This window comes from Azonexus sp. IMCC34839, from assembly GCF_047047955.1.
GTDB lineage: Bacteria > Pseudomonadota > Gammaproteobacteria > Burkholderiales > Rhodocyclaceae > Azonexus.
Map to the genome: position 1 here is coordinate 3084120 of NZ_CP150631.1, position 25674 is coordinate 3109793.

A 25674-nucleotide genomic window follows, 5' to 3' on the forward strand; every position below is an offset into this window, starting at 1 on the left:
TCAGGCGCCCTTGCCCCACGAATCCTTGAGCGTCACGGCCCGATTGAAGACCGGTGCGCCAGGCTTGGAGTCGACGCGGTCGGCGGCGAAGTAGCCGTGGCGCTCGAACTGGAAGCGCTGCTCGGGCAGTGCATCCTTCAGGCTCGGTTCGAGCATGGCGGTGATGACGGTCTTCGAAGCCGGGTTCAGGTCGTCGAGGAAGTCACGTTCCAGCTCCGGTGCATCGCCTTCGCGGCGGGCGCCGGGGGCGGGGACGCTGAACAGGCGGTCGTAGAGGCGGACTTCGGCGGGATAGGCGTGAGCGGCGGAGACCCAGTGCAGGTTGCCCTTGACCTTGACGCTATCGGCCCCCGGCGTGCCGGACTTGGTGTCGGGCAGGTAGGTGCAATGCACGGCGATGACCTTGCCGTTTTCGTCCTTGTCGCAACCGGTGCATTCGACGATGTAGCCGTACTTCAGGCGTGCCTTGTTGCCGGGGAAGAGGCGGCGGAAGCCCTTTTCCGGGACTTCCTGGAAGTCTTCGCCCTCGATCCACAGTTCGCGGCCGAAGGGCATGGTACGCGTGCCCAGTTCCGGATGCAGCGGGTGGTTGGTGACGGCGCAGTCCTCGAACTGGCCTGCCGGGTAGTTGTCGATGATCAGCTTCAGCGGGTCGAGCACGGCGACGCGGCGCTCGTCGGATTCGTTCATCACTTCGCGCTGGGCGTCCTCGAACAGGACGTAGTCGATCAGCGAGTCGTTCTTGGTGACGCCGACGCGTTCCATGAAGAGCTTGAAGCCATCCGGCGAATAACCGCGGCGGCGAGCGCCGACCAGGGTCGGCATGCGCGGGTCGTCCCAGCCGTTGACGTGTTTTTCCTGCACGAGCTGGATCAGCTTGCGCTTGGAAAGCACGATGTAGGTCAGGTTCAGGCGGGAGAACTCGATCTGTTGCGGCAGCGGGCGTTGCAGCAGGCCGCCTTCGGCCAGGCGCTCGAGCAACCAGTCGTAGAAGGGGCGCTGGTCTTCGAATTCGAGCGTGCAGATCGAGTGGGTGATGCACTCCAGCGCATCCTCGATCGGGTGGGCGAAGGTGTACATCGGATAGACGCACCACTTGTCGCCGGTGTTGTGGTGGGTGGCGTGGCGGATGCGGTAGATCGCCGGGTCGCGCATGTTGATGTTGGGCGAGGCCATGTCGATCTTGGCGCGCAGGATGTGCGTGCCATCGGGGAATTCGCCCTGCTGCATGCGCTTGAACAGATCCATGTTCTCATCGGCGGAACGGCCGCGGAATGGGGAATCCTTGCCCGGCTGGGTCAGCGTGCCGCGATTGGCACGCATTTCCTCGGGCGACTGGCTGTCGACGTAGGCGTTGCCGGTGGAGATCAGGTATTCGGCAAACTGGGCCATCCAGTCGAAGTAATTGGAGGCCTGGTAGAGATTGGTTTCGCCCTCGGTTTCCCACGAGCAGCCCAGCCATTTGACGGAATCGACGATGGCATCGACGTATTCCTGTTCTTCCTTCTCCGGGTTGGTGTCGTCGAAGCGCAGGTGGCAGCGGCCGCCGAATTGCTTGGCCAGGCCGAAGTTAAGCAGGATGGATTTGGCGTGGCCGAAATGCAGGTAGCCGTTCGGCTCGGGCGGGAAGCGGGTGCGAATCTTGGCCGGGTCGAGCGGGGCGGCGGCATGTGTGGCGGCCAGGCCCGGTTGGCCGGCCCAGCGGCGTTGGGCGTGCTTGCCGGCAGCGAGGTCGGCCTCGACGATGTTCTTGATGAAATTGGCGGCGGGGGCGATTTCTGGTTTGTTGGGGCTGCTCACGGGTTGAACCTCTTTGATTAAGCGCATTATTTTAACCGCCCGGACGGGATCGGGCAGTAGAATTCGCCCATGCAGTTCGCCCATCAACTTTCCGCCCTCAATTTCCTCGCCATCGGCTTCGGTGCCGCCTTGGGCGCTTGGGCGCGCTGGTTGCTCGGCATGATGTTGAATCCCCTACTGATCGCCCTGCCGCTCGGTACGCTCGCAGCCAACGTCATTGGCGGCTACCTGATCGGTGTCGCGGTCGGCGTGTTCCATCTGAATACCCACTTTCCACTGGCCTGGAAACTCTTCGCCATCACCGGCTTTCTCGGTGGCCTGACCACCTTCTCCACCTTCTCGGCCGAAGTGGTCGAGCGCCTGCTGGCCGGTCAGCCGGGTCTGGCTATCGGTCTAGCCACTGTGCATATGGCGGGCTCGTTGATCGCCACTTATCTCGGTTTGTTGACCGTTGGGGCAACCCGTATCTGGGGGTGACTGTCCGACCCGGATTAAGCAATGTACAATTGTTTAATCTAACAAAATTTCATAATTCGCTAGGTGATGGTGGGGGCTACATCTCAGACCGATGACGGGGCGCGGCAGCTGCTGGACAGCAGTACTGCCTACCGCCTGTTGCGCCAGAGAGCGAACATGCTTTACCGTGGTTTCTGGGTCGCCGCCTGGGGAACATCGGCAGCATCGCTGGCGTTTGTCGCGGTGCTTTGGCCCTATTTCAGTCATCAGGTTTTGCTGGGTTGGCTGGCGCTCAAATGGAGCGTGATGGCCGTACGCGTGCTTCATGCGAAACGCTTCCAGAAAATTTCGTCGCAAGAGGAAAAGGCATCGCCCCAGCTGAAGAGCTGGATCAACGGCTTCTCCCTGGGGTTGGTGACGACAGGGGGAGTTTGGGGAATAGCCGCAGCCCTTTTTCTTTCGCCGGAAAACATTTACGTAGCACTGTTCGTGCTGCTTTTCCTCTCCGGCGTGGCAGCGACTGCCGGCATGCTGCATACCTCTGTGCCGGCCGCGATTATTCCCTTCCTTGCCCTGGTCCTGATTCCAGTGGCAATTCGCATGTCCAGTTTCGAGCAAACCGGCATCTTCATTGCCCTGGCGGTATTAGGTTATTGGTTGCTGTTGTGGGCGGCCGCCAAGCGCAGTCATCGTGTGTTGTGGCAGAGCATTGCGGTCAGCGTCGAAAACGAGCGCCTGCAGAATGCCGTGATGGCGGAGAAGCTGGCGATGGAGCAATCGCGCCGGATTGCCGCCCAGGAATACGAAGAGTTGTTCCTGCATATGCCGGATGGACTGGCCTTGGTCGATGTCACCGATGACGGAGGTTTTCGCCTGGTCAGTGGCAATCCCGCCATGGAGAGGATGATCGGCTTGAATGCTGAGGTCGCGCGAGGAAAACGCGTGGACGAACTCGTCAGCGCAAGTTCAGCCGCCCGGGCGCAGGAAAACTATCGGCGCTGTATCGAGGCGGGAAAACCGATTCGTTACGAGACGGTTTTCGAGGGAGAGGGCATCGTCCGCCACTTCGAAGCGGTTCAAGTTCCCATGCGTAATGAAGCTGGGCGCATCCATCGTCTGATCGGCATCTATCGCGACATTACCGAGCGCAAGCAGCTCGAAGAAACGTTGGCGTTGCGCGAGCAGGAATTCCGGACGCTGGTCGAGAATTCCCCCGAAGTCATCGTGCGCTATAGCCGGGATCTGACGCGCATTTTCAGCAACCCGGCATTCGATCGGATGGTGGGTGCGGCGCCGGGAGAATTGCGAGGGAAAGCGCTAGGCCATGGCTGGCTGGCGCAAAACATGAGCGCTGACGAGTTTTCCACTGTTCTGCAACGCGTATTCGATAATGCGACCTCCGAACAGTTTCAGTTGGAGTACCTCGACGACAGCGGGATGCGCAACAGCCTGATCTATCGCTTGGTGCCCGAGTTCGGGCGAGATGGGAGCGTCGTCAGCGTGCTGGGTTTTGGGCACGATGTCAGCGTCCTGCGGCGCCAGGAGGAACTGGAGAGAGCACGGGTCCATATTCTCGAGCGCCTGAGCCTGGGCGCTCCTCTTGGCGAGGTTCTGGACTTGGTGGCGCGATATCTGGAGCAGGCCAATCGGGATTTCCTCAGCAGCATCATGTTGCTCGACGAAAAGGGCGAGCGCTTATATATCGCGGCTGCGCCGAATCTGCCCGAGAAATACGCCAACGGGATCAATGGGGTCCGGATCGGGCATGGCGTCGGTTCTTGCGGGACCGCGGCTTGGAGTGGCGAAGAGGTCTTTGTCGACGATATCGCGACACATCCTTACTGGGCGCGCTATCGTGACTTGCCGTTGGAGGCCGGGTTACGGGCTTGCTGGTCATTCCCGATTACCGAGCGCGGCGGCAAGGTACTGGGGGTTTTTGGCATCTACCAGCGCAAGCCCGGGCTGCCAAATACCCCCCAAATGGAATCGATCCGTCAGGCACATCACCTGGCGGTGGTTGCCATCGAACGCAACCGGATCGAGGAAAAGCTGCGTGTCCAGGCCAGCATCGACACCTTGACCGGTTTGCCCAACCGCAGTCATTTCAACCAGCGCCTGCGTGAAGAATTGCAGCGTTCGGCTCGTAGTGGCCAGGGGGGAGCTCTGCTGTTCATCGACCTCGATCGCTTTAAAGAGGTGAACGACTCGCTTGGCCACGAATACGGCGACGAACTGCTGATCGAGGCTGCACGGCGTATCAGTAAGGCGGTCCGGGCGACTGACCTGGTTGCCCGCCTGGGGGGCGACGAGTTCGTGATCATCTTGTCCGAAATCGGCAACGATCCAGCGCAAAGCGCTCGTGTCGCCCAAACCATCGTCCATGATCTTGAGATACCGTTCGATCTCGATGGTCATCAGGCTTTTGTCTCGGCCAGCATTGGGATCGCCTGTTTTCCCAGCGATGCTTCTTCACCCGATACCCTGCTCAGTTGTGCCGACCAGGCGATGTACGCGGCCAAGGAAATGGGACGCAATGGCTTCTGCTTCTTCACGCCGTCGATGCAGCAAAGTGCCGAATTGCGTCTCAAGCTGTCGCGCGATTTGCGTGGTGCCTTGGCCGGCGACCAACTGGCGCTGCATTTCCAACCCATCGTCGATGCGGCCAGCGGCCGTCTGGTCAAGGCCGAAGGGTTGCTACGCTGGCAGCACCCGGAAAGAGGCTTGGTTCCGCCAAATCTATTCATCCCGATTGCCGAGGAGGCCGGGCTGATCGGCGGCATCGGCGACTGGATCTTCCAGCAGGCGGCGCTGACGGCACGCGCCTGGCGTGACAAGCTGCCGGATGGACAGGGACCATGCCAGATCAGCGTCAACATGTCGCCGCGCCAGTTCGTCAAGGAGGGGGGCGAATCCGGCTGGCTGGACTACCTGGCGGCCATCGAGTTGGCGCCGCACCATATCGGCGTCGAGATCACCGAGGGCCTCTTGCTCGACGACCGCATGCATGTGGCCGAACGCCTCGAGGGCTTCCGCGCGGCCGGCATCGAAATTGCGCTGGACGACTTCGGTACCGGCTATTCCGCCATGGCCTACCTGAAGAAATACCCCATCGATTACCTGAAGATCGACCGCAGCTTCGTGCGCGATCTGGTCACCGATCAGGGCGACGCGGCGATTGCCGAAGCGACCATCGTCATGGCGCACAAGCTTGGCCTGCGTACCGTTGCCGAAGGCGTCGAAACCGCCGAGCAGCGCGACATGCTGCTGCGCTTCGGCTGCGACATGCTGCAGGGTTACTACTACGCCAAGCCAATGCCACGCGACGAATTCCTGGCCTTCGTCGAGCGCTCGCTGGCCGGCGAATAAAGCGCCCCGTTTTTTGCCGTTTTCGGGCAGTACACCGCAGCAGTGAGTGTTTTTGCGGTCAAGCGGCCTGCTTTAGCAACTTCAGGCAGTCGATGGAAGCCGCCAGGTCGAGCGCGCTGAAATCGTCGAAATTCTTCAGCTTGGGGTTGGCCCCGTTTTTCAGCAGCAGTTTCACTAGGTCGGGCTTGCTGTTGGACGACACGTACATCAAGGCGGTGGCGCCGTTGCCGTTCTGGTTGTCGAGGGCGATGCCGGCGTCGATCAGGCGCTGGATGATGCCGTGGTCGCCGTGGTAGCAGGCCAGCCAGAGCGCATTGCAGCCGTCTGTGTTGAGTACGGCGAGATCGACGCCGAGGCTGAGCAATTCATCGACGACGTCGCGCCGGCCTTCCTTGCAGGCGCGCATCAGCGGCGTGAAGCGGCCGTCGGCTTGCGGGGCGGAGAGATTGTCGTGGGGAAAACCGTGTTGATCGAGGAAGGCGGCGAGCGTCGGAGTCATGGTTGATCTCGTTGTTTATCGGGATAGGGCGGCGAGGTTTCGAGGCGGGCGTCGACGATGGGCGTGCCGACGGTGAAGTGATAGACGCTTTGCCAGCGCGGATCGGTCAGGCCAACGGCTTGATGCACCGGGTCGTCGAAGAAGCAGCCGATGCCGGTGCCGCGCACGCCGGCCGCTTCCGCTTCGAGGTAGAGCGCCTGGCCGATCAGCCCGGCCTCGCGCAGCAGGGCGCGGTAGGCGTAGTCGTCGGCGACGGTGGCGAAGTCGGCCAGCATGCCGAGCGAGAAGGCGCTGGTCGCGGCAATGTCCTGATGGCAAGAAAGGGCACGGGCGAGGCGTTGCACTTCCTGCAAGCCAAGAGCGCCGAGCAGCGTCAGGCCGAGGTGGGGCGGGCAAGCCTCATCGATGTCGGCGACCAGGCAGCGCCCGGCGAAGCGTTGATCGGCCGCACCCAGCGCTTCGGCGGCTGCTCCGGCGTCAGGCGTGCGCGGCAGCAGATAGAGCCCTGGCGGCAGGCCATCGACACGCAAGACGAAAAGCAGCAGGTGGATGGCCGGCGCGGCTTCCTGGCCGGAGAAGGGGGCGAGCGGGCGGGGCAGCGTGGCCTCGAGCAGGCGGTAGAAGGCGGCCTTATCGAGCGTGGTTTTGGGGTCAAAGCGCTGGCCGCTGCGCCGCTGGCGGATCAACTCGGCTGCACCGTGGGGCGTGGTGTGTGCAGGTAGCGGCGGATAGTCGGGAAAGGCCCACGGTTTTTGCCCGTTTTGGGGTGTGCACCGCAGCAGTCGGCTGGCGGCGGCGGTTTTGTCGATGACAGGCCAGCGGTAGCCGGGAGCGGGGTCGATCTGGCTGGGCTGGCCTTGCCAGTCGGCCGCGGCGAGCCAGCCGGGCAGGTCGTTTGCCGGATCGCCCAAACCGGGCGCGCGGAGGGCGAGCAGGATTTCCGGCTCTTCCCGTTCTGTGTAGGCGTAGCGCGTGGCGGGAAAGTCGGCCTCGCGGTCGAGGCCGAGGGCGGCGGCGAGTTCGTCGCCGGGGCGGGCCAGCGGCGCGATTTCCCAGCCGAGCAGGGCGGCGGCGTAGGCCAGCGCGCCGACGGCGTGGCCGACATCGAGCTGGCAATAGCGGAAGGCGCGTTCGCCGTATTTCCATGCTTCGCGCCACATGACGCTGGAGAGCCCGACCGCCAGCCAGCGCTCGCCGGCAGGCGGTCGCAGGGCGCGGCCTTCGAGGGCGTGCTGTTCGGGGTCGTAGTGATGCAGGCCATCCGCTACGCCGGGCAGGCCGGCGCTGAAGACGTAGGCTTCGACCGGGTGCAGGTTGCCCGAGGAGGGATTGCAGCGCAGCGCCCAGCGGCTCGGCCCCCAGCTTTTCCAGGCCGAGAGGCCGAAGCTGAGTTCGAGCAGGGCGCTCAGGCTGGCCAGGTCGGGGGCGATTTCATTTTTCGGCTTGTGCGGCAGTGCACCGTAGCTGCGTTCGAAGCGCTCCGCCGCCAGCGGCAGGTCGAGCACCGGCGCGCCGACGTAATGGCGAAAGGCGGCCGGCTGGGCATCCCAGTCGAGTTGGCCGGGACCTTCGGCAAAGGCTTCGAAGCGATGCTTGGTGCGGGCGTGGTAGGCGCGCGCCAGTTCGCCCGGTGCGGGCGAGGTGTGTGGGGTTTCCGACATGAAAAGCGCTTTCTGCAGGGGTCGCTAGGCAATCAGCAAGCGCCATGCCCGCGTGAAATCAGTCAGTTAGGCCGATTGCGCGGGCTGGCACTGTCTCTGCATCAGACCGGGGAAAAAGCAAACGTTCAAACAAAACCCCCAACCCTGACAACGGAGAAAACCATGGAAGAAGCGAAAACACCGCCGATTACCCGCGAGGCGGCGCTGCGCATCGCCCTGGCGGCGCGCGCCATGCCCAATGCCACGCTGCCTGCCCTGCTCGAATTGCTGATGCGTCGCCTAGGCGACGAGATCGACGAGGAAAAGCTGCGCCAGGTCACCGTCACCATGCTGAAAACCGGCTTCGCCAGCGCCGATGGCGAAGAGGATGGTGAGGATATCGGCATCGGCCTGGAGGCGATGAAACTGGCCGTGCGCATCCTGTGGGGCGAAACGCAGGGCGACGATTCGCTGCCCAAGATTGAGTCTTACGAGGAAGGCGAAATGCCCGGCTCGGTGCGCGTGGCGATTGCCTCCGACAAGGGCGACCTGCTCTCCGGCCATTTCGGCTCCTGCCTGCGCTTTCTCGTTTATCAGGTGTCGCCGACCGAGATTCGCCTGGTCGATATTCGCGACACGATGGATGCCGATCTGGCCGAGGACAAGAACCTGTGGCGCGCCCAGCTGATCGGCGATTGCCATGTCTGCTACGTGGTTTCCATCGGTGGCCCGGCAGCAGCCAAGGTGATCCGCGCCGATATCTATCCGATCAAGATTCCCGACGGCGGCCCGGCGGTTGAAGTGCTGGCGCCGTTCCAGCAGGCGATGACGAACTCCCCGCCGCCCTGGTTGTTGAAGATTCTCGGCGTCGCCGCCGAAAAGCGCCTCAAGAACTACAGCGCGCAGGACGAAGCGGCGACGGTCGAGGAATGAGCCCTTTGGCGATGGCGCGCACGCAACGTCCTGCCCCCGCGGCTGGCAGTCGCCGGGCGAGACCGGGGGCGGGGCGGCTTGCCGTTCAGGCGGCCAGCCGCTCCATCTGGTGCGGTTCGAGGCCGAGCAGGGTCACCTGCGTGCCTTCGTCGCCGTTCCACCACACCGCCACCCAGGCGGTGCCGTCGGCATCGATGCGTTCGACGTCGCAACGCGAGCCGATCATGTCCATGAACATTTCCAGCACGTCCTCTTCGAGGCTGCGGTCCGGGGTGATGTCGAGCACGCGCACCCGGTCGCCGGCGGCGACGGGCTGGCCCTTGCAGTCGAGGGTGGTGGTCATGCGGAACTCCGTCAGGGGGCTAATCATCGGCCGTTGTCGCAAAAGCGACGGCGGCCACTCGTTCAACCGGTGGCGTGCAATGCGCGTGCCACCCCTTCGTTTTGAAATCCGGGAGCGCACATGAACAAGATCGGCCTGTTTTTCGGCACCGAAACCGGCACCACGCGGTTGGTGGCCAAGAAAATGCACAAGATGATCGGCGATGAGATTTGCGACAAGCCGATCAACGTCAATCGCATCACCCCGGAAGAGATGATGCAATACGACGCCCTGATCCTCGGTACGCCGAGCTACGGCATCGGCGAGATTCCCGGTCACGGCGCCTCCGGCTGCTTCGAGCCGAATTGGGCGGAGTTTTTCGACAAGATGCCGGAAGCCCCCGATTTCACCGGCAAGCGCATCGCCTTTTTCGGCCTTGGCGCGCAGGAACGCTACGCCGACCGCTTTTGCAGCTCGCTCTACCCGCTGGTGATGAAGTTCAAGGGCTGGGGGGCGGAAATCGTCGGGGACACCTCGACCGAAGGCTATACCTTCGAGCAATCCGCTGCCGTGGTCGACGGCCGCTTCCTCGGCCTGATCATCGACCAGCGCACGCAGGGCATGTTCACCGACGAACGTATCGCGAAGTGGCTGGAAGTCATCAAGCCACAGTTGCTGGAAAAGCTGACAGCGGCCGCCTGATCAGCGCAAACGCTCGGCCAGCGCCGGCGACAGGCTGCTGAGGAAGCGCTCGACGCTGGCGGTATAGGCCGGGTCGCTGCCCAGGTCGGCGTTGATTTCGCCGTGCGACTTGGCGATGGGCAGGACATCGGCGCTCGTACCCAGTTGCCGCGCTTTGGCGACAAAGGCCTGGGCCTGCTGGCAGGAATCGCGCCGCTGGCTGGAGCAGACGGCGAGGATGGGCGCACTGGGCTTGGCGAGTTGCTGGTAGGGCGACGCCGCCAGCCAATCCGCCGGATTGTCGCCGAAGGCGCGGTCGTAGAGGCGGAAGTGGCGGGTGTTCATGATCGCCGGCACGTCGAGTGCGCCGCTGTCGAGCAGCACATAGCCCTTGGGCGGCTCGGCCCCGGCTTCGGCGAGCAGTTCCGGGCGGGCGGCGAGCAGGGCGATCAGGTGGGCGCCGGCCGAATGGCCCATCAGAACGATATTGCTGCGGTGCACGCCGGTTTTGGGCCCTTTTTGCTGTACGGCGGCCAGCGCTCGCGCCACGTCGCGCGCCTGTTCCAGCGGCGGCGCTTCCGGCTGCATGCGGTAATTGATGGTGACGAAGGCCAGGCCGCGCGGCAGCCAGCGTTCGACCTTGTTATCCACTACCCGGCTCATGTCCTTGTCGCCACGCCGCCAGCCGCCGCCATGCACCATCAGGATCAAGGGCGCATCGCCGGCCTGTGCCGGGGCGTAGAGGTCGAAACGTTGTTCCGGCGCGTGGCCGTAGGGCACGTCGCGCAGGGTGGGGCTGTCGGCGGCAATGGCGGCGGCCAGGTGGCTGCCGAGCAGCAAGGAGAGGAGGATTCGGTGCAGGGGCATGGGCTTTGGGGCTGGGTTACAGAACGTAGAACAGGATGGCGATGAAGTGCAGCAGGCTGCCGGCGATCACGAACAGGTGCCAGATGCCGTGCCAGTGGCGGAAACGCTCGTCGAAGGCAAAAAAGACGATGCCCACGGTGTAGGCGACACCGCCGGCAGCCAGCCAAAGGAAGCCGGCCAGCCCCAGGCTGGCGAGCAGCGGCTTGACGGCGATCAGCACGATCCAGCCCATTACCGCATAGATGACCAGCGACAGGATGCGCGCTTCCGAGCGCGGTTTGATTTCCTGCAACATGCCGACGATAGCCAGCGTCCATACGATGCCGAACAGCGACCAGCCCCACGGCCCGCGCAGACTGATCAGGCAGAAGGGCGTGTAGCTGCCAGCGATCAGCAGGTAGATCGACAGGTGGTCGAGTTTGCGTAGCACCCGCTTCACCCGGCCGCGCACGCTGTGATAGACCGTCGAAATGCTATACAGCATGACCAGCGTCGCCCCGTAGATGGCCACGCTGAACAGCTTGCGACCATCGCCGCTGGCGGCGGCGAGGACGATCAGCCAGATGGCGCCGGTCAGCGCGGCGAGGGCGCCGACCAGATGGGTCCAGGCGTTGAATCGTTCTCCGTGATACATCAGGTTTCCTTGTCGCGCACCAGCATGCGCCAATGAATGCAGCTTAGCGCCGTATGACAATAAAGTGCGTTTCCGGTTCGTGACGGCGGGTAAGCGAATGTTGCCGCCGGCAATCCTGCGAGCATGTGGCCTGCAATGAAACTGCAATATTTGCGTAAGACAATGCCCTGGTTCGTATCACTCATTGCCCAGATTGTTCAGGAGATTTACATGCGTGCATTCCTCGCCACCTCTGCCGTTGCCCTCGGCCTGAGCGCTTGCGCCTCTCAAGCTCCGGCCCCAGCGCCGGCCGAAAAACCGGCAGCCCCGGCTGCCGCTGCCCCTGCCCCGAAAGCACCGCAGTGCTGGAACGGCGATGCCAGCAAGTTCGAAGATGTCGGCACCAAGGCCTCGATTTCCGGCGTCACGGTCGTCTGCGAAAAGACGACGGACGGCAAGAACGCCCAATGGATGGGCGTCAAGAAATAAGCTGAAATAACCTGTAGCAGCTTGCGCCGCCTGCGGGCGGCGTTTTTATTGGGCGCTGTTCAGTTGCCGGTTCGGAGCAGCAGGTCAACCGCTTCCGGATAGCTGCATCGGCACCAATCGACCTTTCGGAGAATCGCTGCCGGCACTTCATCGCTGGCAGTCGGATGAGCGAAACCGAAGCCCTGATAGAAACCCGAGAGGTGAGCGAAGGGAATGCAGAAAAGGCGGGCGTGCGGCGAGTGTTCGACTAGGTAGGCGACAATGGCCTGCGCCAGATGCTTGCCGCGAAATTCCGGGAGCACATAGATACCGCCGAGTTCACCCTGTGCCTTGTCGATGCGCACCAGCCGGCCGAGGCCGGCCCGTCCCTCGGCGGTCTCGGCAATCACCACGAAATCTTCGGCCGATGAGGGTTGGAAGCCGATCTCGGCATAACGTGAATTGACCCAGTCGAGTTCGTCCGGGCGAGCGGGGCGTAGGTGGAAGGCGTTTTTCTCCGTCATGGCGTGTCGCTCAGCTGATATCCCGGATCGAGCAGATCTTCCCATCGCGCAGGCAGAATTCCGTGCGTCCCCGCAACTCCAGCTTTTCGCCCCGCTTCGGACCATTCGGCAGGTTTTGTGCCAGGATGGCGGAGAAAGCGATTTCGGCGCTGGCGGTGTCGCCATCGAGCGAAAACGCCAGAAGCCTCTGGCAACGGCTGGCAAACAAGCCGGCCGATTGCTCGGCCAGGGTGCGTAGTTCGGCCTGGCCCTCGGTGCTGGCGGTCACGCTACCGTTGGCGACATTCTCGAAACGCACATCGGGGCTCATCGTCGCCAGCATGCCGGTGATGTCGAAGCGGTTGTAGGCGTCGAGATAACGCTCGATCAGCTTTCTCGTCTCGTCGGCGGTCAAGGCTTTATCTCAGGTTAGAGGTCGCGGCCGTTGAAATGAGTCACCGGCAAGGCGGTGAAATCGACACCCTCCAGGCAGCGCACGTTGATCGCCGCCATCTGCTGGCCGTTTGGCGCCGTCCCTTCGCCAAACGGATGGATGCCGCAGCGCGGGCAGAAGCGGTGCTTGATGTGCGCTTTGCCGAAGGTGTAGGTGGCGATGTCAGCTTCGGGCGTCAGCAAATTCAGGTTGCCGCGCGGCACCATCCACAGCAGCGATCCTTTGCGCGAGCAGATCGAACAGTTGCAGTCGATTACTTGCTTCAATTCGCCCTCGGCTTCAAAGGCGATCTGGCCGCAATGGCAGCTTCCCTTGTATTTCATCGTGTGCTCCTTGACGATTGCCCAAGATCATCTTACCGCGGCTGGCCGCGCGCTTTCGTTTGAACGAAAGAAAACGGGTAGCCTGGGCTACCCGTGAGCGGACAGACTACTAAATTATGCCTGCGCGGCTTGAGGCTTAGGCTGCGCTAGACTCTGAATCGGGCCGTTTCGGCACTGAGGCTGCGGGCTGTGTCGAGCAAGGACTGAGCGGCCTGAGCAGTGGTACGCATGCTTTCCCCGGTGTCTTCTACCTGATGAGCGATTCGTTCTACCTGCTGGGCCAGGGCCGTACTTGCCTGGCTCTGTTCACGCGTCGATGCGGCGACATCGCGAACCAGTCCCTGTGCGGCTCTCGAGCCGTCGGCGATGCGGTGAAGCAGTTCGGTCGTTTCTCCTGCGGTGGTTCTCGCCCGTTCAGCTTCCGGCAGGGCGGCATCCATCACGCGGGCTGCATTCAAGGTTTCGTTTTGTATCCGGTCAACCACGCCGGCAATTTCCAGGGTTGCTTTCTCTGTACGCTCCGCCAGCACACGGACTTCGTCGGCGACAACAGCGAATCCACGGCCCTGTTCCCCTGCTCGGGCAGCCTCGATCGCGGCATTGAGTGCAAGCAGGTTGGTCTGGCCGGCAATATCTTTGATTACCGAAGCAATGCGAGCGACCTCCTGGGCGTTGGCAGCAAGGGTGCGCACTTTTTCCGCGGCGTCGCTGACGGTTCCTGCCATCGTCGCAATGTTATCGGCAACGGTCACGACGCTGAGCTCGCCCTGATTGGCGAGTTCGGCGGCGCTGCTGGCATGCTCCTCGGTTTCCCCCGCATTGCCGGACACGTGGGTGATCGAAACCGTCAATTCCTCCATGGCGGCTGCCATTGTTTGTGTCGCGTCGGTCTGGGCCGAAGCCGCTTCGGCTACTCGGGCAGAAGTGTCGGAAATTTCCTGTGCCGCGCTCGCCACCTGGGCGGCATTCTGAGTGATGTTGGCCATCATCTTCCGTAACGCTCCGACCAACTGGTTGAGTTCGCTGAGCAGACTGCCTGGCACGGTATGGTCGATTGAAACAGTCAGGTCGCCCGCGGCGACCTTGCTCATGGTTGCGACAGCCAGTGCCGGCTCGCCGCCGATTTGGGCCAGCAGTGAGCGTGCCACCCACCAGGTGATTCCACCGACGAGCGCCAGGATCAGACAAATGACGATAGCGGCATTGCGTAACTGCTGATAGAACAAGGTGTCCAGATCGTCGATGTAAAGCCCGGTACCGATGATCCAGTCCCATGGGGCGAAGTGTTCGACGCGCTGCAATTTCGGGACTAAGGCCTCGCTGCCGGGCTTGGCGGTTTGTGTTTCGGTAAAACCGGTTTTGTCGAGTGCCGTCTTGATCAGATCTCGGACTGTGTAATTTCCCTGTTTGTCCTGGCGGTCCCAGTGACTTTTGCCGACGTACTCCGGGCGGATGGGGTGCATAACGCCCATCCCCTTGCTGTCGTAGGCGTAAAAGTATTCTGGACCGAGGTAGCGCATGCCACGAAGTGCTGCGATGGCGTGCTTCTGGGCATCGGCCCGACTGAGTTCGCCTTTGCTTTCCTGTTCGTGGAATGCCTTGACGGTGCTGATCGCGATGTCAACGGCCGCGTTCAAGGTGGCCTTACGGTCTTCCAGCAATTGCGCGCGTAGGTGAAGAACCTGGAATGCGCCGAGAAGAATGAGGCCGAGCAATGCGACAAGTACTGAAAGGGTTAGCCGCCCCTTCATGCTTGTGAAGCTGAAGAAACCCATGGTTTGTCTCCGAAAGTTATTGTTGTTCCAGACAGCTTTTTTACGTCAAGACTATGACGAGCAGGTCAGCTTGTCTAGCTGATCGGGGCAGTGAATGTTTCGTGTTGTTCGGGAGAATCGGAAAAGGTGATTCATCCACTCCTGAGTGGGGCAACGTATTCTTTCAGTTGGAGGATGCTGATGGGGGCGTTTTCGGAGAGGTGCCGGCTAGCCGGGCCAGTACCGCCAACCGCGGTATTTGCGTGGAGGGACGAATATAATTCGCCCCCATGTCCGCCAATACTCGCAAGCCCACGTCGCGCGACGACGTTTTACTGACCGCCGACCTCAAGCGCCTGCGCGGCCTGCAACGCGAACTGCTGCGGTGCACCGGCGAAAAGAAGCAAAAACTGCAGGCCGATCTGGGCAATTTGCTGGCCCAGTCGCAAGCGGCCGTAAGCGAACGCCGCAGCAAGTTGCCGAAGCCGGAATTCCAGCCGGAGCTGCCGGTCAATGAAAAGCGGGCCGACATCGCCGAACTGATTGCCAATAACCAAGTGGTGATCGTTTGCGGCGAAACCGGCTCGGGCAAGACGACGCAGTTGCCGAAGATTTGCCTCGACCTCGGTATCGGCGCACGCGGGCTGATCGGTCATACGCAGCCGCGCCGTCTGGCGGCGCGCTCGGTGGCGACGCGTCTGGCGCAGGAATTGAAGACGCAGGTCGGCGCGGGTGTTGGCGTGAAAATCCGCTTTCACGACAAGTCCTCCGCAGATTCGTGGGTGAAGCTGATGACCGACGGCATCCTGCTCGCCGAGTCGCAGTCCGACCCTTACCTGAACGCCTACGAGGCGATCATCATCGACGAGGCGCACGAGCGCAGCCTGAACATCGATTTCCTGCTCGGCTACCTCAAGCAGTTGCTGCCCAAGCGCCCTGACCTGAAGCTGATCATCACCTCGGCGACCATCGATGCCGAACGCTTCGCCAATCATTTCGGACGCGACGGCAAGCCGGCGCCGGTGATTGAAGTCTCGGGCCGGCTGTATCCGGTCGAGGTGCGCTACCGGCCGGTCGACGATCTGGAAAAGCAGGACGACGAGCGCGATCTGTACGACGCCATCGTCGATGCCGCCGACGAGCTGGCGCGCCTGGGGCCGGGCGACATCCTCGTCTTCCTGCCCGGCGAGCGGGAGATTCGCGAGGCGGCCGAAGCCTTGCGCAAGCACGCGCTGGCACGGCCGGGGATGAGTTCGGCGCACGCGCCGGAAATCCTGCCGCTCTTTTCGCGCCTGTCGGCCGGCGAGCAGGACCGCATCTTCAAGCCTTCGGGCGGCCAGCGCCGCATCGTGCTGGCCACCAATGTGGCGGAAACTTCGCTCACCGTCCCGGGCATCCGCTATGTGATCGACACCGGACTGGCGCGGGTCAAGCGTTACTCCTACCGCAACAAGGTCGAGCAGTTGCAGGTCGAGAAGATTTCGCAGGCGGCGGCGCGGCAGCGGGCCGGTCGTTGCGGCCGGGTGGCGTCCGGTGTCTGCGTGCGGCTGTACGACGAGGCGGATTTCAACGCCCGTCCGCCCTTTACCGATCCGGAAATCCTACGTTCCTCCCTGGCCGGCGTCATCCTGCGCATGAAGTCGTTGCGCCTGACCGATGTCGAGAGCTTTCCGTTCATCGAGCCGCCGCCGAGCAAAGCGATCAGTGATGGCTACGCGCTGTTGCAGGAGCTGGGGGCACTGGACGAGGAGGACGGTCGAGGCAGCCGCCTGACCAAGGTCGGCGAAGCGTTGGCCAAGCTGCCGCTCGATCCGCGCATCGGCCGCATGCTGGTTGCGGCGCGCGATCTCGGTTGCCTGAAGGAAGTGCTGATCATCGCTGCCGGTCTGTCCACGCAGGACCCGCGCGAACGGCCGCAGGAGCGTCAACAGGCAGCCGACGAGAAGCACAAGCAGTTCGCTGACGAGAAATCCGAGTTCCTGAGCTGGGTGAAGCTGTGGGCCTGGTTCAAAGCTGCGGTGGACGGCAAGAAATCGAACAAATCGCTGGTCGATACCTGCCACGCCCACTTCCTCTCCTACCTGCGCTTGCGCGAGTGGCGCGAAGTGCACGGCCAGTTGCACGCGATGGTCACCGAGTTGGGCTGGAAGGAAAACGAAATTCCCGGCACCTACGACGCCATCCACATGGCGCTGCTCTCCGGTCTGCTCGGCAACATCGGCTGCAAGTCGGACGAGTCCGGCTATTATCTCGGCGCGCGCGGCATCCGCTACCTGATTCATCCGTCCTCACCGCTGCAGAAGAAGGCGGGCAAGTGGATCATGGCGGCCGAGATCACCGAGACGACCCGCCTGTTTGGGCGCTGCGTGGCCCGCATTGAATCGGACTGGATCGAGAAAGTGGGCGCTCACCTGATCAAGCGCCAGTACTTCGATCCCCACTGGGAAAAGAAGGCGATGCAGGTGGCCGGCTGGGAGCGCACGACGCTCTACGGCGTGGTGATCAATCCCAAGCGGCGCATCCATTACGGCCCATTGGCTCCGGCCGATGCGCGCGAGATTTTCATCCGCCAGGGCCTGGTCGCCGAGGAAATCGACGAGAGCTTCGCCAAGCGCTGGCCCTTCTTCCAGCACAACCAGCGGCAGATTCGCGACATCGAGAAGATCGAACACAAGCAGCGCCGACAGGATGTGCTGGTCGATGACGAACTGATCTACGCCTTCTACGACCATCTGATCCCGGAAGGCATCCACAACGGCGCGACTTTCGACCACTGGCGCAAGACGGCCGAGCAGGAGAATCCCAAGCTGCTCTTCCTGGCCAAGGATGACCTGATGCGCCACTCGGCGGCCGGGGTGACGACCGAGGCCTTCCCGCATCATCTCAAGGTGGGTGGCGTGGAGTATGCACTCACTTATCACTTCGAGCCTGGTTCGCCGCGCGATGGCGTGACGCTGACCTTGCCGCTGGCGCAGCTCAACCAGATTCCGGCGGCGCGCATGGAATGGCTGGTGCCGGGGCTGATGAAGGAAAAGCTGGTGCAGCTGATCAAGACGCTACCGCAGAAAATCCGCGCCAAGCTGGTGCCGGTACCGGAGTTCGTCGAAGAATTTCTCGCCGCCACGGCGGGTAACGACAAGAAGATGAATCAGGGCGTGATCAATCCGCTGATCGATTTCATCCTCGAAGCGCGTGGCCTCAACGCCCGCGGTTGGGCGGTGACGCCCGATGCCTTCCGCCCCGATGCGCTGCCGCCGCACTTCTCGATGAACTACAAGCTGATCGATGAACACGGCCGCCAGCTCGACATGAACCGCAGCCTCGTCGCGCTGCGTGCGGAATGGGGCAAGGAGGCGAAGGAGGAGTTCGCCGAGCTGCACGAAACGCCCTCCGAATATACGAAGCTGACCGACTGGACCTTCGGCGAATTGCCCGAGCTGATGGAAGTGCCGGTCGGCAAGCAGACCGTGATCGGCTACCCGGCACTGAACGACGACGGCGAAACGGTGAGCCTGAAGGTGTTCGATTCGGCCGAAGAGGCTGCCGAGGTGCACCGCAAGGGTCTGGCCCGCCTGTTCATGCTGCAGTTCAAGGAGCAGGTGAAGTACTTCGACAAGAACGTGCCGGGCATCACGCAAATGGGCATGCAATACATGGCCCTGGGGACGACCGAGGAGCTGAAGCGTCAGATCGTCGATCTGACCTTCGAACGCGCCTGCCTGACCGAACCGCTGCCGACCACGCCGGAAGCCTTCAAGGCACGATGCGCTGAAGCCAAGGCGCGGCTGGGGCTGATCATGCAGGAAGTCTGCCGCATGGTCGGCACCGTGCTGACCGAATGGCAGGCGGTGACCAAGAAGCTGCCGGCGCTCAAGGCGCACGCGGCGGCGGTGGCCGATATCGAAGCGCAACTGAAGCGTCTGCTCGGCAAGAATTTCGTGGTCGATACGCCCTTCGAGCGCCTGCAGCATTACCCGCGTTATCTGAAGGCGATTGTCGTGCGTCTGGATAAGCTCAAAGCCAACCCGACGCGCGATGCGCAAGCCATGGCCGACTACGCCAAGCTGTGGACCAACTACGAACGGCGGGCGTTGCAACTCGCCAAGATGGGAACGGTCGATCCGCAGATCGAGCAATTCCGCTGGTTACTTGAGGAATTGCGTGTCGGCCTCTACGCGCAGGAACTGCGTACGCCGGTGCCGGTCTCGGTCAAGCGCCTGGAAAAGCAATGGGAGGGCATTAAGCATGGCTAAAGTGCGCTGGATGTTGGGGCTGGCAGTGCTGGCTTGGGCGATTTTGGGCACTTCGGCGTGGGCGGCCCGCAAGACTTATCCGATCAGCGCGTTTTCCGAGGATTACCATGCAACCGTGACGGTTGAGGATACCAAGGATGTTTTTCGACCTGGCGCGGTGTCTGTGTTCGCGACAAAAAGCGGCAAGCGGCTGATTCATGTCGAGTCGGATGAACTGGCTTTTGATGTGCGCGGAGGCACGGTGAGCCCGAATGTTCAGCAACTGCCGTATGGTGAGCAGAGCGTACTGATTTTTGACGATTTCAATTTTGATGGCCGCAAAGATCTGGCGATTATGGATGGCCAGAATTCGTGTTACCACCTCCCGTCTTTTCAGATATTCCTCGCTACCGATCAAGGTTTTACGAAAAGTGCCGCCTTTACCGAGTTGGCCCAGAATTTCTGCGGCATGTTCTCGGTTGATGCAGCCGATAGGACCTTGTCGACAATGACCAAAAGCGGCTGTTGCTGGCACCAGTTCAATACCTACAAGGTGGTGTGGAATCGCCCGGTGTTGATCAAATCTACGGAAGATGGTCCGCTCGGAACGATGTTCCGCTATCACCGATTCGTGCTTTGGGAAAACGGCAAGACGACCACCGATTTCCAGTTGGAGGATAACGTTGAGAGCGAGCCGTCCATCCTCCGTTTTCCGCTCAAACAAGGAGGGAAGTGGGTGGAGGTCTTCATGGCCGATGCGGCTACGCTCGATTACGCGTTAGTGCGTGATAGCGGCAGTGTGGAGTTCAGTTATGTGCTCGATGTGCTCGGGCATCGTCAAGGTAAGCGCTTGCGCAAGGCATCACCTATGTTCTGGAATAAAGCTGGGACAGCGATCAGTTTTCGTAACGGCCCATATCTCTACACCATTTATGATGAACCTCAACGTTTGGGCGTAGCGGTGACAATTGGCAAGCGCACGGTGTTTTTCGAGGGGGATCCCCGTGGAAGAAAGGGGGCCTTCGACAACTTCGCCAAATTATCGACGTACCCTGAAAATCTGTTGGAAGACGATCCGTTGTTGCTACCCGCAAAAGGAAGCCAGCAATGAATGAAGTGATGCTCGCCTTGGTGCGCACCTTTGCCAGCCTGCGCTGCGGCAAGGTTTGGCTCTACGTGCTGACGCCTGCCCTCGTCTCGCTACTGTTCGCCATTGGTCTCGCCGTCGGTGCGCTCGGCTGGCTGGTGCAGCAGATGATGGACTATCCGCCGATGACTCTGCTCGTTGCCTGGGGGCTGGTCTGGTTGGCGCATATCCTGGCCTATCTCGGCGGCTGGATGGCGATCTTTGCGCTGTCCTACCTGGTCGCCTCCTTGCTTGCGGCCATCGTCATCATGCCGCTGATGCTCAAGCTTCTCTCCGTGGGCGAATATCGCGATGTGGCGCCGATGGGCAAGGACAGTTTTGTCGCTGCTGCGGTGAACAGCGGTTTTGCGGCAATTTTGTTCGTGCTCGGCTGGCTGCTGACCATTCCGCTCTGGCTGATTCCCGGCTTTTCGCTGCTGATTCCGTTGCTGCTGATGGGCTGGCTGAACCGCCGCACCTTCGCCTACGACGCGCTGTCAATGCATGCCACGGCGGCCGAGTGGCAGGCCTTTCGCCGCGAGCACAAGACGCCGCTGTTCATGCTCGGCCTGACCATGGCCCTGCTCGCCCATCTGCCGCTGATCGGTCTGTTGGTGCCGGCGCTCGCGGCGCTATCATTCGTCCATTACGGGCTGGAAGCCCTGCGCCGCTCGCGCGGCGGCGCCTTGGTCACACTCGAAGGAGAACGTGTATGAGCCGTACCTTTGGCGCCATCATCATCGGCGACGAAATTCTCTCCGGCAAACGCCAGGACAAGCACTTCGCCAAGATCGCCGAAATGCTCGGTGCACGCGGCCTGCGTCTGTCGTGGGTCGAATACCTCGGCGATGACCGCCAGCACCTGACTGAAACCTTCAAACGCACCATGGCGGCGGGCGATGTAGTGTTTTCCTGTGGCGGTATCGGCAACACGCCGGATGACCACACGCGGCAGGCAGTGGCTGCCGCGCTTGGTGTCGCGCTGGAACTGCACCCAGAAGGCTTCGAGGAATTGAAAGTGCGTTTCGCCGACGAAGAGATCACCGAGCAGCGCAAGCAACTGGTGACCTTCCCGGCCGGTGTGCAAATTGTGCCTAATCCGTTCAACCGTATTCCCGGCTTTATGGCCAACGATCACTACTTCGTGCCGGGCTTTCCTCAGATGGCCCATCCGATGATCGAATGGGCGCTTGATACCTTCTACAAGGCCGAATTCAAACCGGTGGCCGAAACCGTGGAAAAAGCATTCCTGCTCACCGGCCCGACAGCTTACGAAAGCGCGCTGCTCGACCTGATGGAGCGTATCGTCGCCGACTATCCGACTCTGCGCCTGTTCTCGCTGCCCTCGCTGGTTGGCAAGGAGCGCAAGCATCTGGAGCTGGGTGTCGAAGGCGCACCGGCGCTGGTGGACAAGGCGATGGAAGAGATTCGCGTCGAGGTCGAGAAGCGCGGTATCACGTGGGTGTGGCGGCAATGAAACCGGCGCAGCATCCAACCGCCTTGCGCACCCAAGCCTTGCTTGCCGAGGCCGGCCTAGCCGCCCAGGTAGTGGAATTCGAGCAGCCGACCCGAACCAGCGCCGAGGCGGCGGAGGCGGTGGGGTGTTCGGTGGCGGAAATCGCCAAGTCGGTCGTTTTTCGCAACAAGACGGCCGGCGGCGCCGTCGTGGTCGTGGCCAGTGGCGCCAATCGGGTCGATGAGGCGAAGGTGGCAGCCCTCTTGGGCGTCAAATTGGGACGGGCCGATGCCGATTTCGTCCGCGAGTCGACCGGCTATGTCATCGGCGGCGTTGCACCGCTAGGGCATGCCAATCCGGTGACCTTGGTCCTCGATCAGGATTTGCACCGCTTTGCCCGCATTTGGGCGGCGGCCGGAACGCCGTTCTCGGTTTTCCCCCTGACACCTGATCAATTGCAGGGGCTGACCCGTGGCGCCTGGAGTGACGTGCGCCTCGACTGAGCCGTTCAGAGAGCAATAACAAACCCGCGAACCGGTCGCGGGTTTTTTATTTGGGGTTAGGCCCGGATTACTTGCTGGCCTTCTTGGCGGCGGCAGCCGTAGCGCTCTTGGCCGGGGCGGCGACCTTGCCGGCAGCCTGAAGGTTGGCTTCAGCGATGTCGGAGAGTTGCTTGGCCATCGAGGTCATCTGGTCGAAAGCCTGGTTGGAAGCGTTCAGCATCGACTGCATGGTGGCAGCGAACACGTCGCCACCGACCGGTGCGGCCGACTTGGCCTTCTCGACGGCAGAAGTGGCGCTCTTGGTGAAGCTGCTGTATTGCGACTCCATCACCGAGGTGACTTCCTTCTGCATTTCGGCAACCAGATCGTAGACGCTGCGGGAGTATTCCATCAGCTTGTCGACGTTCGGCTTGGTCAGTTCGCTGTTCAGCTTGGCGATGGCGTTGGCGTCCTTGGCGGACATCAACTGCTGGGCGTTGGCCACGGTGCTGTTGAAAAATTCGCGGGAAGCAGCCATGTTCAGGGCGGTCAGGCGCTCGACGCCGTTAAAGGCGGTGCGCAGCAGGGCCATCATGACTTCGGCGTTGGCTTTCTGTGCGGCAGCCAGTTGTTCCATATTCGGATTGCTCATCATCGTCTCCAGTCTGTGTGCGGTGTGAATCAAAACAAAACCCCCGCACGGGGCGGGGGCATCAGGTACAACCGATTACTTCTTCTTGGAAGCGGCGGCGGTGGCGCCAACAGCCTTGACGGTGGCGTTGGTGGCGGCAGCGACGTTGGCTTCGGCAATCTCGGCAACTTGCTTGGCAGCCTTGTTCATGTTGTCGAAAGCGGAGTTGGCAGCGGCGATGGCGCTCTTGACGGCGGCGACGGCAACGTCGGAACCAGCCGGAGCGGACTTGGCAGCCTTGTCGAGCAGACCGGCAACGGTCTTCTGGAAGTCGCCGAATTGGGCCTCGACCATCTTGGAGAGTTCTTCCTGGGTCTGGGCGGAGATTTCATAAACGGAACGGGAGTAGGCAACGGCCTTTTCGACGTTCGGCTGAGCCAGCGAAGCCTGAATCGACAGGGCTTCCTGAACGTCCTTGGCACCCATCAGGGCCTTGGCGCCGGAAACGGAATCTTCCATCACGGAACGGGCGGTGTTCAGGTTCAGGGCAGCGATGCGCTCGGCGGAAGCCAGGGCGGTGTTGGCCAGGGACAGCAGGGAATCAACGGTGGCCTTGTTGGCGGCAGCGAATTGCTCGGGGGTGGTGAACATGGGTCATCTCCTAAATAAAACTGTCATGCGAAACGGTGAGTTACTTAGCAGCGCTCATTCATTCCGAGATAATGTTGCACTGCACCATGCGTTTAATTATAGGAGTGATTGTGGCATTGTCAACAATATTTTTGTGCGGTGCACAAAAATATTTTACGCCTTTCAAAACAGTGTGTTGCGATGTCGCGAGGGAGGGCGTTCAGCCCTGTCTCACGACGTGCCGCACTATTGCGGTGCGGCTGGCAATGTGAGGCCGTTGGCCCCTTTCAACTCCAGTTGGTCGCCACGGCGCTTGGGTTGTTCCGGCTCGCTATCCTTGTTGCGCGGTTGGATGACGGCGCGCACACGTGGCGGGGCGGCTTTCGGGTCCCGGGATTCGCCGGCGGTCACCAGATACTTCTCGTTGATCGCGTCGTACCAGATGTAGTCGCCCTTGACCTGGTCGTCTCCGCTTTTCACGAAGGCGCGATGGAAGAGTTCGGCGATTTCGCTGTTGCTGTTGTACTCGATACGCTCGGCTTCGCCTTCCATGTACTCGTCCTTGCCTTCGCGCTTCTGGCGAAAGCGGGCAAGCCCGCCCTTGCCGGCAAAGGCAACGCCTTTCTGGAAACCGTATTGGTCTTCGGTAATGACGATGCGATCCGCCTTGAGCATCATGGTGCCCTTGGTGACGACAACGTCGCCTTCGAGAATCTGGATCTTCTTGGCATCGTCGATCGTCACGCGATTGGCTTCGAGCAGCATCGGTTTGTCGCGGTCGGCACGTTCGGCCAAGGCGGGCATGCTGGTGAGCAGGACAAGCGCGAGCGGAGCGAGGCGATGGATCATGGCTGTGCTTTCGGGCGGATATATTGACCGCGTACCTGCGATTGCAGGATCAGGGTCGAAGTGTTCTGGTCGAGATAGGCGCCAACACCGGTCACCCAGGAGTTGCCCTGGGTCACTTCAACCGGGCTACTGGTGAACGCGAAGCCTTCTTCCGGTTGCGCTGTCAGATCGGGCATGCGGGCGACCATCTCCGGACGGTCGCCAGTGGCTGCGCGAGTGGCAGTCACATTATCCCAGAGATAGATGGTTTCGCCTTTGGAGGTCACCTTGGCGTTATTGGCCTTCAGGGTAATCTCCGGGGCATTGGGACGGTATGCGATCAGGGTCGGCGAGGAGAGCAGCGACGAGTCATCGTCCGGGAAGTGCACCATCGACGGGCCGGTCAGGCGATATTTTACGTGGCCGGTCAGGTCGAAACGGCGCGCGACGAAATTCTCGGCCATGGCGTCGGGGTCATGCCGAAGTTTTCCATCTTGACGGGCTTCATCCTGATTGACCGACTTTTGCAGCCAGAAGGTCAGGGCCGCCAGCAGACCGAGCAGGATGACCGGGAAGAGTTGGCTGGGCCAGTGTTTCATCAGATGACCTTGGCCGTGAATAGATCGTGCATGTTCAGCGCGCCGATCAATCGAGCCTCACCATCAGCCACCAGAAGGGCGTTGATACGCAGGCGTTCCATCATTTCGACGGCTTCGACGGCCAGGCGATTCGGGTCGATAGTATGCGGCCGCGGGTGCATGACGCTGGCGATGGTACCCTGTCGCAAGTCGATGCGCTTCTCGAAGGCTCGACGCAGGTCGCCATCCGTAAAGATGCCGACGGCCTGCCCTTGCTCGTCAACGACGGCCACCAGGCCAAGACCGCCCCGCGACATGGCGACGATGGCGTCGGTAATGCAGGTGCCCGGGGTGACCGAGGGTACCTGATCGCCTTGCCGCATGACATCGCGCACATGGGTCAGCAGGCGGCGTCCGAGCGAACCGCCCGGATGCGAACGGGCGAAGTCTTCCGGGCCGAAGCCGCGGGCGTCGAGGAGGGCAACGGCCAGGGCATCGCCAAGGGCGAGCGCGGCGGTAGTACTGGCAGTGGGGGCAAGGTTGTGCGGGCAAGCCTCCTGAGCGACGCCGGCATCCAGATGCACATCCGCTTCACGGGCCAAGGTGGAGGTCGGAGCGCCGGTCATGGAAATCAGGCGGGCTCCCTGGCGTTTGATGGCCGGGACGATGCGCAACAATTCTTCCGATTCACCGGAGTTGGAGAGGGCCAGCAGCACGTCATCGCGAGTGATCATGCCGAGGTCGCCGTGGCTGGCTTCGGCCGGATGAACGAAATAAGCCGGGGTGCCGGTGCTGGCCATGGTCGCTGCGATCTTGCGGGCAACATGACCGGATTTCCCCATGCCGCTGACGATCAGGCGGCCATGGCTGTTCAGGATCAGCGCGACGGCGCGAGCGAAATCCCCGTCAATACGCTCTTTCAACGCGCTGACGGCGGCGGCTTCGATGTCCAGGGTCTGGCGACCCAGTTCCAGAGCGCGTTCCGGCGAGAAGCCGACGGTGTTTGGGCTTGGGTTCATGGGCAGGCTGCGG

The 25674-nt window shown here is 61.9% G+C and carries 25 protein-coding genes; 10 read left to right on the forward strand and 15 right to left on the reverse strand.

What is annotated here, in order from left to right; translation table 11 throughout:
- Positions 1-1800, reverse strand: coding sequence for a glutamine--tRNA ligase/YqeY domain fusion protein (locus WIF35_RS15090; protein ID WP_412479049.1), 1800 nt, complete (start codon positions 1798-1800; stop codon positions 1-3).
- A gap of 69 nt (positions 1801-1869) precedes the next feature.
- Between WIF35_RS15090 and crcB the strand changes: the two genes are divergently transcribed.
- Complete coding sequence (gene crcB / locus WIF35_RS15095; protein WP_412479050.1) at positions 1870-2277, forward strand: fluoride efflux transporter CrcB; 408 nt, start codon at positions 1870-1872, stop codon at positions 2275-2277.
- A 156-nt stretch (positions 2278-2433) separates the two neighbouring features.
- Positions 2434-5622: an EAL domain-containing protein gene (locus WIF35_RS15100; protein WP_412479051.1), complete on the forward strand. Its 3189-nt coding sequence runs from the start codon at positions 2434-2436 to the stop codon at positions 5620-5622.
- A 58-nt stretch (positions 5623-5680) separates the two neighbouring features.
- Here WIF35_RS15100 and WIF35_RS15105 read toward each other — a convergent pair whose 3' ends face one another.
- Both WIF35_RS15105 and WIF35_RS15110 read right to left on the reverse strand, forming a co-directional pair.
- Entirely contained in the window at positions 5681-6121 is a 441-nt protein-coding gene (locus WIF35_RS15105) for an ankyrin repeat domain-containing protein (protein ID WP_412479052.1), read from the reverse strand.
- Entirely contained in the window at positions 6118-7782 is a 1665-nt protein-coding gene (locus WIF35_RS15110; RefSeq protein ID WP_412479053.1) for a SagB/ThcOx family dehydrogenase, read from the reverse strand. The genes WIF35_RS15105 and WIF35_RS15110 overlap by 4 nt, the downstream gene beginning before the upstream one ends.
- A 162-nt stretch (positions 7783-7944) precedes the next feature.
- Here WIF35_RS15110 and WIF35_RS15115 point away from each other — a divergent pair, with 162 nt between their 5' ends.
- On the forward strand, positions 7945-8694 hold the full coding sequence (locus tag WIF35_RS15115; RefSeq protein ID WP_412479054.1) for a dinitrogenase iron-molybdenum cofactor biosynthesis protein: 750 nt from the start codon (positions 7945-7947) through the stop codon (positions 8692-8694).
- Between the two features lie 85 nt (positions 8695-8779).
- Here the strand turns inward: WIF35_RS15115 and WIF35_RS15120 are convergent, their stop codons facing one another.
- Complete coding sequence (locus WIF35_RS15120; protein WP_412479055.1) at positions 8780-9064, reverse strand: hypothetical protein; 285 nt, start codon at positions 9062-9064, stop codon at positions 8780-8782.
- A gap of 93 nt (positions 9065-9157) precedes the next feature.
- On the opposite strand from WIF35_RS15120, the gene WIF35_RS15125 reads away from it, so the two are divergent.
- The gene (locus WIF35_RS15125) at positions 9158-9718 is read left to right on the forward strand and encodes a flavodoxin (RefSeq protein WP_412479056.1); all 561 of its coding nucleotides are present in this window, start codon (positions 9158-9160) and stop codon (positions 9716-9718) included.
- Here the strand turns inward: WIF35_RS15125 and WIF35_RS15130 are convergent, their stop codons facing one another.
- Both WIF35_RS15130 and trhA read right to left on the reverse strand, forming a co-directional pair.
- On the reverse strand, positions 9719-10564 hold the full coding sequence (locus tag WIF35_RS15130) for an alpha/beta hydrolase (RefSeq protein WP_412479057.1): 846 nt from the start codon (positions 10562-10564) through the stop codon (positions 9719-9721).
- Positions 10565-10580: 16 nt separating this feature from the next.
- The gene (trhA, locus tag WIF35_RS15135; protein WP_412479058.1) at positions 10581-11198 is read right to left on the reverse strand and encodes a PAQR family membrane homeostasis protein TrhA; all 618 of its coding nucleotides are present in this window, start codon (positions 11196-11198) and stop codon (positions 10581-10583) included.
- 210 nt (positions 11199-11408) lie between these two features.
- On the opposite strand from trhA, the gene WIF35_RS15140 reads away from it, so the two are divergent.
- Complete coding sequence (locus WIF35_RS15140) at positions 11409-11666, forward strand: hypothetical protein (protein ID WP_412479059.1); 258 nt, start codon at positions 11409-11411, stop codon at positions 11664-11666.
- A gap of 59 nt (positions 11667-11725) precedes the next feature.
- Here WIF35_RS15140 and WIF35_RS15145 read toward each other — a convergent pair whose 3' ends face one another.
- The 4 genes from WIF35_RS15145 to WIF35_RS15160 form a co-directional block, all read right to left on the reverse strand.
- On the reverse strand, positions 11726-12169 hold the full coding sequence (locus WIF35_RS15145) for a GNAT family N-acetyltransferase (protein WP_412479060.1): 444 nt from the start codon (positions 12167-12169) through the stop codon (positions 11726-11728).
- Positions 12170-12179: 10 nt separating this feature from the next.
- Positions 12180-12563 (reverse strand): nuclear transport factor 2 family protein, encoded by a 384-nt coding sequence (locus tag WIF35_RS15150; RefSeq protein WP_412479061.1) that lies wholly within the window; start codon positions 12561-12563, stop codon positions 12180-12182.
- 14 nt (positions 12564-12577) lie between these two features.
- Complete coding sequence (locus WIF35_RS15155) at positions 12578-12925, reverse strand: GFA family protein (protein WP_412479062.1); 348 nt, start codon at positions 12923-12925, stop codon at positions 12578-12580.
- Between the two features lie 146 nt (positions 12926-13071).
- Positions 13072-14700 carry a methyl-accepting chemotaxis protein gene (locus WIF35_RS15160; protein WP_412479063.1) on the reverse strand — a complete coding sequence of 543 codons (1629 nt, stop codon included), beginning with the start codon at positions 14698-14700 and terminating at the stop codon, positions 13072-13074.
- 269 nt (positions 14701-14969) lie between these two features.
- On the opposite strand from WIF35_RS15160, the gene hrpA reads away from it, so the two are divergent.
- Genes hrpA through WIF35_RS15185 form a run of 5 tightly spaced genes read left to right on the forward strand, consistent with a single transcriptional unit; the run spans position 14970 to position 21996 of the window.
- Positions 14970-18932, forward strand: a complete 3963-nt coding sequence (gene hrpA / locus WIF35_RS15165; RefSeq protein WP_412479064.1) for an ATP-dependent RNA helicase HrpA — start codon at positions 14970-14972, stop codon at positions 18930-18932.
- On the forward strand, positions 18925-20022 hold the full coding sequence (locus WIF35_RS15170; protein WP_412479065.1) for an XAC2610-related protein: 1098 nt from the start codon (positions 18925-18927) through the stop codon (positions 20020-20022). The genes hrpA and WIF35_RS15170 overlap by 8 nt, the downstream gene beginning before the upstream one ends.
- Positions 20019-20753, forward strand: a complete 735-nt coding sequence (locus WIF35_RS15175) for an EI24 domain-containing protein (protein WP_412479066.1) — start codon at positions 20019-20021, stop codon at positions 20751-20753. The genes WIF35_RS15170 and WIF35_RS15175 overlap by 4 nt, the downstream gene beginning before the upstream one ends.
- Positions 20750-21514, forward strand: coding sequence for a competence/damage-inducible protein A (locus WIF35_RS15180; protein WP_412479067.1), 765 nt, complete (start codon positions 20750-20752; stop codon positions 21512-21514). The genes WIF35_RS15175 and WIF35_RS15180 overlap by 4 nt, the downstream gene beginning before the upstream one ends.
- The gene (locus tag WIF35_RS15185; protein ID WP_412479068.1) at positions 21511-21996 is read left to right on the forward strand and encodes a YbaK/EbsC family protein; all 486 of its coding nucleotides are present in this window, start codon (positions 21511-21513) and stop codon (positions 21994-21996) included. The genes WIF35_RS15180 and WIF35_RS15185 overlap by 4 nt, the downstream gene beginning before the upstream one ends.
- 67 nt (positions 21997-22063) lie before the next feature.
- Here the strand turns inward: WIF35_RS15185 and WIF35_RS15190 are convergent, their stop codons facing one another.
- The 5 genes from WIF35_RS15190 to WIF35_RS15210 all read right to left on the reverse strand — a co-directional run bounded on the left by WIF35_RS15190 (position 22064) and on the right by WIF35_RS15210 (position 25661).
- Positions 22064-22627, reverse strand: a complete 564-nt coding sequence (locus tag WIF35_RS15190; RefSeq protein WP_412479069.1) for a phasin family protein — start codon at positions 22625-22627, stop codon at positions 22064-22066.
- A 75-nt stretch (positions 22628-22702) separates the two neighbouring features.
- Complete coding sequence (locus WIF35_RS15195; RefSeq protein WP_412479070.1) at positions 22703-23257, reverse strand: phasin family protein; 555 nt, start codon at positions 23255-23257, stop codon at positions 22703-22705.
- A gap of 225 nt (positions 23258-23482) precedes the next feature.
- Positions 23483-24085: a lipopolysaccharide transport periplasmic protein LptA gene (lptA, locus tag WIF35_RS15200; RefSeq protein ID WP_412479071.1), complete on the reverse strand. Its 603-nt coding sequence runs from the start codon at positions 24083-24085 to the stop codon at positions 23483-23485.
- Positions 24082-24663, reverse strand: coding sequence for an LPS export ABC transporter periplasmic protein LptC (gene lptC / locus WIF35_RS15205; RefSeq protein ID WP_412479072.1), 582 nt, complete (start codon positions 24661-24663; stop codon positions 24082-24084). The genes lptA and lptC overlap by 4 nt, the downstream gene beginning before the upstream one ends.
- Positions 24663-25661 (reverse strand): KpsF/GutQ family sugar-phosphate isomerase, encoded by a 999-nt coding sequence (locus WIF35_RS15210; RefSeq protein WP_412479073.1) that lies wholly within the window; start codon positions 25659-25661, stop codon positions 24663-24665. Before WIF35_RS15210 ends, lptC begins: the two co-directional genes overlap by 1 nt.
- Between the last annotated feature and the right edge of the window lie 13 nt (positions 25662-25674).